We start from the raw sequence: 12,910 nt of genomic DNA, 5'->3' as shown, positions 1-12,910 counted from the left end.
TAGGTCATTCTAATTTCTAGTTTGTTGCCCTACTTTTGAGGTATAGAAATTAATTTACTAATCTTAAAATTATAGAATTATGTCAAGTACTAAAGAAAATACACTGTTAGCTTTATTAGCTGGAGCTGCAATAGGAGCAGGAATCGGAGTTTTATATGCGCCGGATAAAGGGATTAAAACTAGAAAAAAAATTAAACAAAAAGCAGACGAAACAAAACATGATATTTCGGAACGTGTATCGCATGCTAAAGCAGACCTTACAAGATCTGTACATGAGAAAAAACAAGAAATGAAAGAAAAGTTAGATGAAACTATTTCTCATATGAATGGTAAGGCAGAAGACATTATTTCTAGCTTAGAACGTAAGTTAGAAGAGCTTAAAAATATGGAGCCTCAAAAATAATAATTATGGCTTTTGAAAAATTAAAAGAAAACGTATTAGACACAGATGTCCATATTCACGCTTATTTAAAAAGCAGTGAAGATTACATGAAGCTTAAAAGCTTTAAAGTGCTTATGCTAGGCGTTACTTATATCACAAAAGTTATTGTGATAGGTTCTTTGGCCTGTATTACTTTATTAATATTATCTTTTGCAGTAGCTTTTAGGTTAGCGCAAATTTTAGATGATACGTTTTATGGTTTTTTAATTGTTGGATTGTTTTATGTGTTAGTTGTAATGGTTGTTTATTTTTTAAGAGATAGGTTTAACGGACCATTATTAAGAAAATTTTCTAAATGTTATTTTATAAAAGATGATACCAAATAGCTACAATTCGTTTGACGAAATAGATAATCAGTTAAAAATTTTAAGTCTGCAAAAACAGATTTATAAACAACATATAAAACTGAATTTAAAAAGCTCTAAAGATAGCCTTAGCGCAACTACTATTAAAAATGAGGTTAAAGTAGCTTTGCAAGAACAACTGCTAACATTTATAATGAATAGTTTGATTAAAAAGTTTAGATAATAAAAAAGAGTTTTACTTTGTGATTATAGTAAAACTCTTTTTTTATTTTATAACTATTATCCAAATTCTGAAATTTGTTTTAGACTTTCTTTGTCTAATATAACAAGCCTTCTGTTTGTTTCTACGTCAATTAAACCTTCATGTTTAAATTCGGTTAACATACGTATAGCCGTTTCTGTTGCTGTACCAATTAATCCTGCAAAATCTTCTCTAGGAATACTTATACCCGTATGTTTATTATCTTTAATTAGTCCTTTTTCATCTAGTTCTAACAATGCTTTGGCTGTTCTTTTTCGTACTGTAGCGTAGGCCATATCTACTAAATGTTCCTGCATGTCTATTAAATTATTAGAGATAATATCTATAAATTTATTAGAAACCTCTTTGTTGCCGTACAGGAGTTTGGTGAAATCTGCTTTTGGGATTCCGCAAATCTCTGCATCTTCTAGTACACTTGCCGTTTCTACGTATAAACCTTTATCGCCAAGAAGTGATAACTGACCAATAAAATCTCCAGGTCCATATAAGCCGGTAACAAATTCTTTTCCAGATTCGGTAGTTCTATATGTTTTTACATTTCCGCTTTGTATAAAATATAATTGATGGGCAGCAGTACCTTCATTAAAAATACAATCTTTCGTTTTATACTTTTCTAGATTGCGATCTTTAGATAGTTCTTCTAACTTTAGAAAGTCTGAAGCTTCGTTGATAAATTCACTAATACCTTCTATGTTTTTAGAGAATTCTTTTTTTAAAAAATCACTCTTTTTTATACGGCACACTATAGCGTCTAATAATTCCTCCTCTTCAAATGGTTTGGTTAGATAATCATCCACGCCAATATTCATTCCTTTTCTTATATCTGATTTTTCCGATTTAGCACTTAGAAAAATAAAAGGAATCCGTGCTGTTTTATGGTTTTTACTTAAGCTTTCAAAAACACCATAGCCATCTAAAATAGGCATCATTATATCGCATATAATAATATCAGGATGATGTTTTAGGGCTTTTTTAACACCTATTTCACCATTTTCTGCAGTAATGACGGCATAATTATTTAATTCAAGAATATCCGCGGTATTTTCTCGTACGTCTTGATTGTCCTCAATTAATAGTATTTTATTCATCTTTTGTTTCATTTAAAGGAAAGGTTATAGAAAAGGTAGATCCTTTATTTATTTCACTTTTAAAGGTAATGGTACCACCCATTAATTCGGTATATTGTTTTACTATATTTAATCCTAAACCAGTGCCTTGAATATTGGAAGCATTATTCGCACGATAAAAACGTTGAAACAAATGGTCTTGATCTTCGGCTGGAATACCAATACCTTTATCTTTTATGTCTATGCACACCAACTGGTTTTTAATTGCTATTTTAATGTTGATTTCTTGTTGTTCTTCGGAATACTTTATAGCATTCGATACTAAATTGTAAAGGATGTGTTTTAGAAGTTTTGAATCTAAAAACACTTTAATAGAAGAATGCTCACATTGTAAATTGATGATCTGGTCCTCTTTTTTGATGTCCTCCATTTCTTCAATTAACGATTTAGAAAAATCAATAAGATTGAAGGACTCTGGATGCGCAATGACTTTACCTTCTTGTAGTTTGCCTAAAGAAAGAAAGTCATTTAGTATCACGACGAGGTTTTTTACATTCGATCTAATTTTAGTTACATAACCTATTCTTTTATCTTCTTTTCCAGGCTCATTTTGTTTCTCAATGAGTATCGCTGAAGACAGAATAGCACTTAAAGGCGTTCTAAATTCATGTGAAGCCATAGAGATAAACCGCGATTTTAATTCGCTTAACTCTCGTTCTTTTTTAAGCGTATTTAACATTTCAAGTTCGGTCTCTTTTTGATGTGTGATATTGTGATGTACCATCAACACTTGATTTATTTTGTTTTCGGCATCGTAAAGTGGTGTAGAATTTATTAAATACGTTCTGTTTTGATATTCTACCTCGAAAGAGCAATGTTCGCCTTGAAACGTTTTTAGAACATTTCGTTTTACCTTCTCCTTTACATCATCGGGAACACCTATGACATCATTAATTAAGGTTTTTGCACTTGCTAGACCTTTAAAACCTAATTCATCTACTTCTTCTCCTTCAACTAATAGAAGATTAAAATCTGAATTACAAACAGCAACAAATCCCTTTGGAAAATTATGAGAAATATCATGAAGTAATGACATACTACTTAAAGCTTTGTTCTCTGCCTCCTTAGTTTCATTTATTTGGTCTTCAAGGCTTAAATTAGATTCTACTAATTTTTGAACAACCGTAGTCAATTCTTTGGTTCGTTCTGCTACTTTTTCTTCTAATACAAAAGTGTACTCCCGCAGTTTTTCTTCACTTTCTTTTAATTTTTCTTCTGCTAACTTTTGCTTTGTAATACTATTAGTTACGCCTATTATACGTTCTGGTTTGCCTTTTTGGTTTTTAAAAACCTTTCCTTTTTCTTGAAGCCAATGTATCGATAAATCAGGATGTGTTATTCTGTATTGTACGTTATAATTACTGGTTTTTTTTATTGCTTGCGTTATTGCTAATTGTACCTTATCTCTATCTTCGGGATGTATTTTATTTAAAAAATCGGAATAGTTAATTATATTTTCTTCTGCTTCCATTCCAAATAAAGAGTTTTGATATTTGTCTCTTACTATTGTATCGGAAAGTAAATTCCAATCCCAAGAACCAAACTCGCCTGCTTCTAAAGCTAATCGGAGTCTTTGTTCGTTGTCTAGAATCTTTTTTTCTGCATTTTCACTTTCAGTAATATCTCGTATGATGCATAAAAAATTATTGGTGTCTGTTTTTACTATTCGGGATTCAAAATGTGTCAACTTGCCCATAATGGTAAGTGAGTACTCTACAATTTGATTTTCTTTCGTTTTTTCGCAATCGGCAAACCCCTTTCTTATTTTGTCGCAAACCTTTTTTGGAAGTATCTTATCAATATTATTACCTATATGGTCATCGTAAGGAGCAACAAGTTGATAGTTTTCAGGAGCATGAACTTCTAGATGATTCCCATGCTTATCATAAAGAATCATTACATCTGGTAAAGCTTGTAGTAAGGCTTGAGTTTTTTCTTTACTCTTTTTTAGTTTTAATTCAATGTCTTTATGTCTTGTAATATCCTGGATGCTACCATATAGTTCTTCTGGCTTGCCTGCTGCATCATATATAGTTTTACCTTTTGCTAAAATGTGTCTTACAGTACCATCTGGTCTAACAATTTTTTGTTTGTGTTTATATGGTGTTTTATTTTTTACAGCTTCATTTATCGCTTGTATTGTACTTTCTTTATCATCTGGATGAATAAAACTTCTTACAGATTCTGAATTTAATCTTTTATCTCCAGGAGGAAGACCAAGGATTCTGTAAAATTCGTCAGACCAACTTCTCTCGTCTGTTTGTATATTCCAATGCCAATTTCCTACATGAGCAAGACGTTGCGCTTCTGCCATTCGGCTTTCACTAGCTAATAACGCTTGTTTTGCAGCCATACGTTCTGTTATGTCTATTACAAAAGCAATTACAAGCTGTTTATTCTCAATTTCTGTAGGGCTTAAACTTATTTCTAAGGGAAATTGTGAACCATCTTTTTTCAATCCCCATAAATCTAAATCCAATCCCATTCGTCTTGATTTGGGTTTTTTTGAATATTTGTCTCTATGGGATTTGTGATTTTTTTTGAATTGGTTTGGAATAAGATCCTCTACTGTTTTATTAATTAATTCTTGTTTGTTATAACCAAACATTTGCTCGCTAGCAGGATTGGCTTTAATAATAACACCAGAATCATTTATAACCAAAATCCCTTCTACGGAAGAATGGAAAATACTTTTAAAAAGGATATTATCTTTTAATTCATCTATCATTTTTTCTGTTTTATAGATAGTCTTTAATGTTTATATTTTAAATACTTCCATTTCTCTTATTTTAGGTAAAGATGCGGGGTGTTTTTCTTGTATAAAATCTATTAATTGTTCCCGTATATCACAACGCATCGTCCAAGTGTCTGAAGCATTTTTTGCACTAAATGTAGCTCGTAGTTCCATGGCTTTTTCATTGCTTTTTGTCACCAAAAGTTCTCCTGTTTTTTTATTCCATAAAGGATGTTCTTTTAAAATATCCATGAGTTTCGTTCTTAAAACAGAAACAGGAAAGGTATAATCTACATAGAGAAAAACAGAGCCAATTAATTCGGTAGAGTTAAAGGTCCAGTTTACAAAAGAATGATCATTAAAATAATTAAGAGGTAAAACCAATCGTCTTTGATCCCAAGTTTTAATAACAACATAGGTTAATGTAATATCTTCTACGGTACCAAATTCGTCTTCAATAACCACTTCGTCATCTATTTTAATAGGTTGGGTAAATGCGATTTGAAATCCGGTAATTAGGTTTGCAATCGATTTTTGTGCTGCAACACCTGCTATAATTCCAATAACACCAGCAGAGGTAAGTATAGTGGTACCTAGTTTTCTTACTCCTGGAATATTCCATAGTATGGCAGCAATGGCAAGTGTGAAAATAATAACAATAGAAAGGCTTTTTAAAAAGCGTAGTTGCGTCAATACTTTTCTATCCTTTGTTTTATGGCTGCCATTAACCATGAATTTTTCCTTAACTACTTCTTCTGAAGCATTTAATAAAGCAATTAGTATCCAAGAGAGATTAATAATAATAAGACTTTCAATAATTTTATGCCAAAAGGAGTCTAATTCTAAAAGAGAAAGCGAGCTGTAAATAAATAAAATGGGTAGGAGAAATTTGGCTGGTGCTTTTAAATGTTTAAATAACTGCGCTTTTAAAACGGTAGGTTTTCTTCGGTTAGAAAATTTAATAATTGAAAATAAAATCCATCTTAAAAGTAGACCGAGTAATATACAGCATAGAAGTACCAAACTATACGTGATCCAAGATTTTAAATGTAGCGATGTTAAAATGTTATCAATATTCATTTTATTATTTAATACTAGTCTTGTATTTTTCAATAAAAGACGATGTGTATAATTACTATGCTAATAAATTATTGTTTTCTTCCAGCGCTTTTTTTGTAGCAGTATATCCCAAACTAAAAATAGCATCTATACTGTTCATGTCAAAAGTGCCGAAATTAATTAATCCTTCCGGAGAAATAATTAAATCACAATCGGAGAATTTTGACATCGACTCGTTAGCAACTTTAATTTTATAGGCTCTTTCTACTACGCTATACGAATGTTTTAAATCTTTAATGCTAATTTTTTTTAGCGGATTAACGTATACACCAATAATTTTATCACAGTTTTTTTGTAACGGCTCTACAGGAAAATTATTTAAAGTACCGCCATCAATATAGAATTTCCCATTAATTTCGGTCGGTGTAAAAACCCCTGGAAAAGATGCCGAAGCGATAATAGGTTTAATGAGTTGTCCTTTACTAAAAACTTTTAAGGAACCGTCAATAACATTTGCAGCAGTGATAAATAGCGGTTTTTTTAAAGCACTAAAATCATCAATAGGAAGATATGTTTTGAGGTCATTATAGAATTTTTCCGAATTTATAAATCCGGGTTTATTACGTGCATATCTAGTGGTTTGAAAGATGGATATATTTTTGAAAAAATCTAACATTTCCGTCCAACCTACACCTGCTGCATATAAAGCGCCAATAATAGCACCTGCACTTGTTCCTGAAATATGTGTTGGAAAAATGCCAGATTCTTCAAGCGCTTTTATAGCACCAATATGAGCTGCTCCTCGAGCTCCTCCTCCAGAAAGGACTAATCCTGTATTCATTTGTGAGTTGTGTTATTTTAATGTAAATGTAATACGTTGATTACATAAAAATAATGATTATTATCAGTTGCTCATTAATTAGGGTTCAAAATTTTTGTTCCATCATTTTTTTAATGGGCTATTTTTAGTCTTTAATAGTGTTGTTGATTGTCCATTTAATCTCTCGTAAATTCTCTGTCCACCGCCTTTCCTAGTAATTAAATATGGATTAGAAATAGAGATGTCTTTTTGGATTAATAATTATTTGAAATAAAGTTGCGATGTCGAAGAGAATTTAAAACCTGTATCATTTGCAGCAATTTGTACTTTCTTAACATGGTTTGTTTCCGAATAAAAACGAAAAGTAGTAAACTAATAATATGAATTCTAAAATAAAGATTAATTGATATCCTCTTTGTACATGATTTAAGTCATTCATTTTTTTTCTAAGAGGAAGTACCTTTGAGGAATAATTTGAAATATGTATTTTTTATAAGCAGATGAAAAATCCGAATAAAAAAAATGTAAATATTCCTTTAAAAGCATTGTTAGCTTTAAGCATTCTAGTGCTATTACCTTTGTTTGTAAAAGGACAAGATCGAGAATTAAGTATTGCGGAGGCGTTAGCATGGAGTTATTCTAATAATGAGCAAATAAAACGGTATTCGGAGCGCGTAACCCAAAAAATTTACGAAGACAAAGCGGCCAAAGGAAATTTTTTGCCTTCTATTAATTTTTTAGCTGGTTACACCTATTTAAGTGAGAATATGGAAGTAAATACCTCGCAGGTTAAAAGCTCTTTAGATGATTTAGGTGGTAAATATGGAGCAGCATTTGTAGAAACCTATGGGGATGAAATAGGTTTGTCAGGAATAACCTCAGAAGCTGCTTATAGTACGATAGTAAATGCTTTGGGAGACCTTCCAGCATATAATGTTGTTGTTGATAATCAACAAATTCCAACAGCAGCAATTACAGCAACACAACCTATTTTTACAGGAGGGAAAATAATTGCTGGTAAAAAATATGCCGAAGCAGAGTTAGAGACGGCAAACATAGAGTTGAAACAGGTTAAAAATGACATTGCTCACGAACTTATAGAACGTTATTTAGATGTGGTACTCTTAAAACAAGTGGTTAAAACACGGTTTGAAGTTTATAACGGAATGCTAAAACATAAGGAACAAGCAGCACGTGCTATTCAATTGGAGATTCTTCCTAAACATGTTTTATTAAGAGCAGAAGTAGCAGTTGCCAATGCAGAGAGAGATTTAAGTAAGGATCAGAATACATTGCAATTAGCAAAAATGGCGCTGCGTACCACGATGAGTATGCCAGATTCTGAAATCTTTCAGGTAATGGATAGTATTCCATATCACGAACTAAATCTAGACTTTAATCAACTTTTAAATACCGCTTATACACAGCAACCTGTTTTAGAATTAATCGATCAAAAAGAGATTATGGCAAAGCAGTCTCATACTCTTGAAAAGTCTAAATTTCTTCCTAACGTGGCCGCTTTTGGTACTTATAATATGTATCGTGATCAGTTACCAATTATTCCTTCAAGGTTTATTGTTGGGGTGCAAGCTCAGATTAATATTTTTAATGGATTTAAAGATGTAAATAAGTTAAAAGCAAGTTCTCATTTGCAAAAGGAAGTAGAAAACGCCAAACAATATGCCACAGAACAGATTCATTTGCTAGTTAAGAGTAACTATATCAATGTTCTTAATCAAAGAAAACTATACCATAGCCATCTAACAACAGTAGATCTGGCTAAAGAAAATCTTAGAATCAATACGCGACGTTTTGAAGAAGGTTTAGGGAAATCTATAGATGTAATAGATGCCTCTTTATTATATGAAAAATCAAAAGTAGAACAATTGGTTGCTTTAAACGATTATTATAAAGCAATTGCTAGTCTGTATACAAGCGTTGGAGAACCAGAAAAAATTATTCCAATGATTGGGAGTAAATAAATGTTAATATGAAAAAAGCATACATCACATTAGTGATTCCTGTAGTAATTATCGTGTTCGCCATAATATTTTTTATGGTGAAAGCAAGTACTCCAGAACAGGAAGTATATTCGGGTTTATTAGAAACTACAGAGGTCAATGTATCTTCTGAAATTCCGGGAAGAGTACTTTCTATATTAATTGAAAAAGGAAATACGGTTAAAAAAGGAGATGTTTTGGCAACCTTAGAACCTGATGTACTAGATGCCAAAAAAAACCAAGCGGAAGGTATGGTGAAAGCAGCCCGTTCTTTGGTTGATAAAGCAGAATCTGGTGCTCGAAAAGAAGAAATTAGTGCGCTTGAAAACCAATATCAAATGGCTAAAAGTCAGTTTGATTTTGCAGAGAAAACCTATAAAAGATACCAAGCACTTTATGCCGATAGTATTATATCTAAACAAGAAATGGATGAGCTTCAGTTTAAATACGACGCTGCAAAAGAGCAAATGAATGCTGCGAAATCTATTTGGGAAATGTCTAAAAATGGAGCAAGAAAAGAAGATGTTAGAGCAGCCTACGGGAGTTATGAAAGTGCACAAGGTGCTTATAAAGAAGTAGAGACATATTATGACGAATTGCAGATTACAGCGCCCATTTCTGGGGTGGTAAGTAATCAAATAGCAGAAGAAGGAGAAGTTATGGATGCAGGATACCCTATAGTAACAATACAACGACCAGAAAAAATCTATGCCGTATTTAATGTAAGAGAAGATGATTTGGCTGATTTTAAAATGGATAATCTATATAAAGCAAAAGTGCCAGGATTGGCTAATGATGAAGTTAATTTTAAAGTCACTTATATAGCTCCTATGGCCGATTTTGCTACTTGGGTTCCGGTAAAAGCGAAAGGGGAATACGAGCTTAAGACTTTTGAGATTCACTTAAAACCTCAAGAACGTATTGAAGATTTACGTCCAGGTATGTCGATTCAGATTTACAAATAAATAGATGTTTAAAAATTGGCCTATATATCAAGTTTTTAAAAGGGAAATGCTAAGACTAGCAAAGCAGAAATCGATTAGAAATCTCTTTGTTATTATTCCTTTTATTGTTTTTTTTTTATTAGGTTCTATATATTACAAAGGATCTCTTAGAGAGGTTTCTATTGCTGTTTATGATAATGATAACAGTACGTTAAGTCGTATGTATATTCGTTTTTTGGAATCTTCTCCCTATCTAAATGTCACCCAATATTTGTCGTCTAAAGATGCTATAGAAAGTGCTTTTGTTAAAGACCATGTGCAAGGCGTTTTTTATATCCCAAAAGATTTTCACAAAGATGTGCTTAAAAGTAATCCCGTTCAGGTAAAAATATATACCAATTCTACCAATATTGTTTTTGGAAATCTCTTGTATAAAGCGGGAGTAGGAGTTACTCAGTCACTTAGTGGCGCAGTAGTGATGAAAAGAATAGCACCATTGGGAATTAATCCTTCAAAAATTATGGGAACCGTGCTACCTATTAAAATAAATACAAGAGTTTTAGGGAATCCGCAATATAATTATGTCTATTATTTATTGCCAGGTTTAACTACTGTTTTATTACAAATGATTATTTTTTTAGCAGCATCAAGAGCTTTTAATAAGGAATGGGAATCGCAAACGTATAATCAGTTATATGCAACGGCAAAAGGAAATATTTTAGCCATGATTTTGGGGAAATATTTTGCGTTTTTGGTATATGGGTTAGGATTGTGCGGACTCATATTCGCTGTTGTTTTTCCAGTTTTTAGAATCCCTATCTATGGGAATAGCATACATTTATTAGCGCTATTAATTCTTTTTTTAAGTGTTAATATTTTACTTGGTTTCGGACTTTCATTAATAGTGAAAAATCAAATTATCGCATTAGATATTGCCGTTTTTTATAATTCGCCAGCATTCGTTTTTAGTGGTTTTACATTTCCTATTTGGGCAATGCCTTGGTTTAATAGCGTGTATGCACAAGCAATACCATATACGCATTTTTTGACAGCGTTTCTTAAAATCTATCAATTAGACACTCCTTTGTTTTTTATTTGGCCAGAGGTGTGGAAATTGATGGTATTTCTTATTGTAGGTGTGTTTTTGATAGCATTAGGACTTATTATGAATAGGAAGCACATTTTTATAACTCCAAAATTAACTATAGTATGAACCTAAATGTTATTTGGAAATTATTAAAAAAAGAAGCCGAACTGGTATTTAATGATCACAGTATTTTGTTGGCTTTGCTAGTTGCGCCTTTGCTTTATTTTTTGTTGATGGGCTCGACTTATAGTAATAAAGATGAAGAAAAAGTAAGCGTTGGAATTGTGGATTTAGATCATACAAAAAGTAGTAGGACTTTTCTAAACAAGGTGAATGCGACACAAAAAATAGCAATTACCAAAACGTATACAAGTCTTTTAGAAGCTGAAAAAGGATTGCAAGCTTTCGAAATACAAGGCATTATTACTATTCCTAATGGTTTCGAAAAAAAATTAAAGAAGAATGAAAGTACACCTATTGGACTAATATTAAATAACACCAAGTTTTTATCCTCTAACGATATTAATAAGGCCGTAAATCTTGTTGCATTAGATTATGCTTTAGAAGTACGACAAAAGTTTTTTGAGTCTAAAGGTGTTAATCCTTCTTTCGCAAAACAAAAGGCAAATCCTATAACAGCTCAGGTTAACGCAGTATATAATCCTACCAATAATTATGGAGATTTTTTATTACCAGCATTACTGCTATTAATTCTGCACCAGACCTTACTCATTGGTTTGTCTGAAAGTGTGGCTTCCAATCGTCAAAAAGGAGAAATGAACCTTGATTTTAAAGCGAGCAAAAATAACTTCATTAATTATATATTTGGCAAAACAGGATTCTATTTAATATTATACTCTGCCTATATGCTATTCACTTATTTGGTAGTTTTTCCTTTTTTCAATTTACCAATTCATGGTAGTTATTTTACACTAATTGCGGTTTCGGTACTATTCTTTTTTACAACCCTTTTATATGGATGGTTTGTGTCTTCCTTTTTTAAATCGCAAGCAAGAGCAATGGAAGTCATGGCGTTTACCTCTTATCCTATTTTTTTAGTTACCGGAATAACCTGGTCGATCCCGGAAATGCCACTTTTTTTGCAGTTTATTTCGAATCTGATTCCGTTACAGCCTTTTTTTGCATTCCTAAAGAAAATAACGGTTATGGGAGTTTCAAGTAATTTGTATTCCCACGAGATCATTCATCTACTACTTCTATTATTGCTAGGGTATATAGCGGCTTTTTTAAGATTCCGTTATTTACAAAAACAGGTAATGAAATGGAAACCTGCTTTGTCCTAATACAACGAATTGTTTTTCGGATAGGTATTTGATTCCGAGAAAATTACACGCCTTATTTTTTTGTGATTAATATAAGAAGCATGACTTATGTCATTGGAATGCTTCATTGCTATCTGTACTTTTGAGTATATCCATATACATCATTTCAAAGAAGATATAGCATCTAAAAATAAAGAATTAGATGGTAAAAACTGGTTTTCTTTACAGATAGATGGAATGGGAAAAGTTTCAAAAGTTATTCTGAATAAATAATCAAGTTACTTAAAGTATTAAATAACAATTTTAATAGAAAACATATGAAAACGCAAAAAAGGTTAGGTATTTGGATGGATCATTCCACTGCAAATTTATTGGATTTAAATGCTAAGAAAGACAGTCGTTCTATAGTGTCCAAATTTAATGAAAGCACCAAAGAAGAAGCATTAAAAAGAAGTGAAAGCTTGATGCACAATAAAAGACAACAAATGCAAGAAGAATATTATAAAGAAATTGCAGATGTTATTTTGAAATATGATCATGTGCTTTTGTTTGGTCCAACAAATGCAAAAACAGAACTACATAATTTTCTGAATAAAGATTCCCATTTTAAAGATGTAAAAATAGATGTGGCATCTGCAGATAAGATGACTGAAAATGAAAAAAATGCATTTGTAAAAAAATATTTTGAGAACATACATTAAGCACATTCAAATGATATGCATGGCTAAAGCGGTATCCGTGTTTTTCTAATCAACGATCACGCTGGTGAATAATTTTCAGGAAAGCAATATAAAAAAGTAAAAAACAAGTTGGGAGTGGGGTAAGAAATGCATACATATCTCACCCA

At 31.8% G+C, this 12,910-nt stretch carries 12 protein-coding genes; 8 read left to right on the top strand and 4 right to left on the bottom strand.

The window, feature by feature from the left end; all coding sequences use genetic code 11:
- Positions 1–79 precede the first annotated feature (79 nt).
- Genes FG167_RS16750 through FG167_RS16740 form a run of 3 tightly spaced genes read left to right on the top strand, consistent with a single transcriptional unit; the run spans position 80 to position 970 of the window.
- Complete coding sequence (locus tag FG167_RS16750) at positions 80–403, top strand: YtxH domain-containing protein (protein ID WP_203459356.1); 324 nt, start codon at positions 80–82, stop codon at positions 401–403.
- A 5-nt stretch (positions 404–408) separates the two neighbouring features.
- Entirely contained in the window at positions 409–768 is a 360-nt protein-coding gene (locus tag FG167_RS16745) for a hypothetical protein (RefSeq protein WP_203459355.1), read from the top strand.
- Entirely contained in the window at positions 755–970 is a 216-nt protein-coding gene (locus FG167_RS16740) for a DUF6327 family protein (protein ID WP_203459354.1), read from the top strand. Before FG167_RS16745 ends, FG167_RS16740 begins: the two co-directional genes overlap by 14 nt.
- 56 nt (positions 971–1,026) lie before the next feature.
- Here FG167_RS16740 and FG167_RS16735 read toward each other — a convergent pair whose 3' ends face one another.
- The 4 genes from FG167_RS16735 to FG167_RS16720 are packed head-to-tail and all read right to left on the bottom strand — an operon-like array spanning position 1,027 to position 6,770.
- Positions 1,027–2,097 (bottom strand): response regulator, encoded by a 1,071-nt coding sequence (locus tag FG167_RS16735; protein ID WP_203459353.1) that lies wholly within the window; start codon positions 2,095–2,097, stop codon positions 1,027–1,029.
- The gene (locus FG167_RS16730) at positions 2,090–4,864 is read right to left on the bottom strand and encodes a PAS domain S-box protein (protein ID WP_203459352.1); all 2,775 of its coding nucleotides are present in this window, start codon (positions 4,862–4,864) and stop codon (positions 2,090–2,092) included. Before FG167_RS16730 ends, FG167_RS16735 begins: the two co-directional genes overlap by 8 nt.
- A 30-nt stretch (positions 4,865–4,894) precedes the next feature.
- Entirely contained in the window at positions 4,895–5,950 is a 1,056-nt protein-coding gene (locus FG167_RS16725) for a mechanosensitive ion channel family protein (RefSeq protein WP_203459351.1), read from the bottom strand.
- Between the two features lie 55 nt (positions 5,951–6,005).
- Positions 6,006–6,770: a patatin-like phospholipase family protein gene (locus FG167_RS16720; RefSeq protein ID WP_203459350.1), complete on the bottom strand. Its 765-nt coding sequence runs from the start codon at positions 6,768–6,770 to the stop codon at positions 6,006–6,008.
- Between the two features lie 479 nt (positions 6,771–7,249).
- On the opposite strand from FG167_RS16720, the gene FG167_RS16715 reads away from it, so the two are divergent.
- From FG167_RS16715 to FG167_RS16695, 5 genes are all read left to right on the top strand, one after another.
- Positions 7,250–8,731, top strand: a complete 1,482-nt coding sequence (locus FG167_RS16715) for a TolC family protein (RefSeq protein ID WP_203459349.1) — start codon at positions 7,250–7,252, stop codon at positions 8,729–8,731.
- Between the two features lie 8 nt (positions 8,732–8,739).
- Complete coding sequence (locus FG167_RS16710; RefSeq protein WP_203459348.1) at positions 8,740–9,714, top strand: HlyD family secretion protein; 975 nt, start codon at positions 8,740–8,742, stop codon at positions 9,712–9,714.
- 46 nt (positions 9,715–9,760) lie between these two features.
- The gene (locus FG167_RS16705) at positions 9,761–10,906 is read left to right on the top strand and encodes an ABC transporter permease (protein ID WP_203459347.1); all 1,146 of its coding nucleotides are present in this window, start codon (positions 9,761–9,763) and stop codon (positions 10,904–10,906) included.
- Positions 10,903–12,084, top strand: coding sequence for an ABC transporter permease (locus FG167_RS16700; RefSeq protein WP_203459346.1), 1,182 nt, complete (start codon positions 10,903–10,905; stop codon positions 12,082–12,084). The genes FG167_RS16705 and FG167_RS16700 overlap by 4 nt, the downstream gene beginning before the upstream one ends.
- Before the next feature lie 296 nt (positions 12,085–12,380).
- A complete protein-coding gene (locus FG167_RS16695; protein ID WP_203459345.1) occupies positions 12,381–12,764 on the top strand; it encodes a hypothetical protein in 384 nt (127 codons plus the stop codon).
- Positions 12,765–12,910: the final 146 nt, after the last annotated feature.

The organism is Lacinutrix sp. WUR7 (assembly GCF_016864015.1).
GTDB lineage: Bacteria > Bacteroidota > Bacteroidia > Flavobacteriales > Flavobacteriaceae > Oceanihabitans.
This window is presented reverse-complemented; position numbering and strand designations above follow the sequence as displayed.

Coding starts and splice junctions, on each gene's coding strand:
- FG167_RS16730 (WP_203459352.1), bottom strand. CDS start 4,864: ATGATAGATGAATTAAAAGATAATATCCTTTTTAAAAGTATTTTCCAT.
- FG167_RS16700 (WP_203459346.1), top strand. CDS start 10,903: ATGAACCTAAATGTTATTTGGAAATTATTAAAAAAAGAAGCCGAACTG.
- FG167_RS16745 (WP_203459355.1), top strand. CDS start 409: ATGGCTTTTGAAAAATTAAAAGAAAACGTATTAGACACAGATGTCCAT.
- FG167_RS16720 (WP_203459350.1), bottom strand. CDS start 6,770: ATGAATACAGGATTAGTCCTTTCTGGAGGAGGAGCTCGAGGAGCAGCT.
- FG167_RS16750 (WP_203459356.1), top strand. CDS start 80: ATGTCAAGTACTAAAGAAAATACACTGTTAGCTTTATTAGCTGGAGCT.
- FG167_RS16735 (WP_203459353.1), bottom strand. CDS start 2,097: ATGAATAAAATACTATTAATTGAGGACAATCAAGACGTACGAGAAAAT.
- FG167_RS16705 (WP_203459347.1), top strand. CDS start 9,761: ATGCTAAGACTAGCAAAGCAGAAATCGATTAGAAATCTCTTTGTTATT.
- FG167_RS16715 (WP_203459349.1), top strand. CDS start 7,250: ATGAAAAATCCGAATAAAAAAAATGTAAATATTCCTTTAAAAGCATTG.
- FG167_RS16740 (WP_203459354.1), top strand. CDS start 755: ATGATACCAAATAGCTACAATTCGTTTGACGAAATAGATAATCAGTTA.
- FG167_RS16695 (WP_203459345.1), top strand. CDS start 12,381: ATGAAAACGCAAAAAAGGTTAGGTATTTGGATGGATCATTCCACTGCA.
- FG167_RS16725 (WP_203459351.1), bottom strand. CDS start 5,950: ATGAATATTGATAACATTTTAACATCGCTACATTTAAAATCTTGGATC.
- FG167_RS16710 (WP_203459348.1), top strand. CDS start 8,740: ATGAAAAAAGCATACATCACATTAGTGATTCCTGTAGTAATTATCGTG.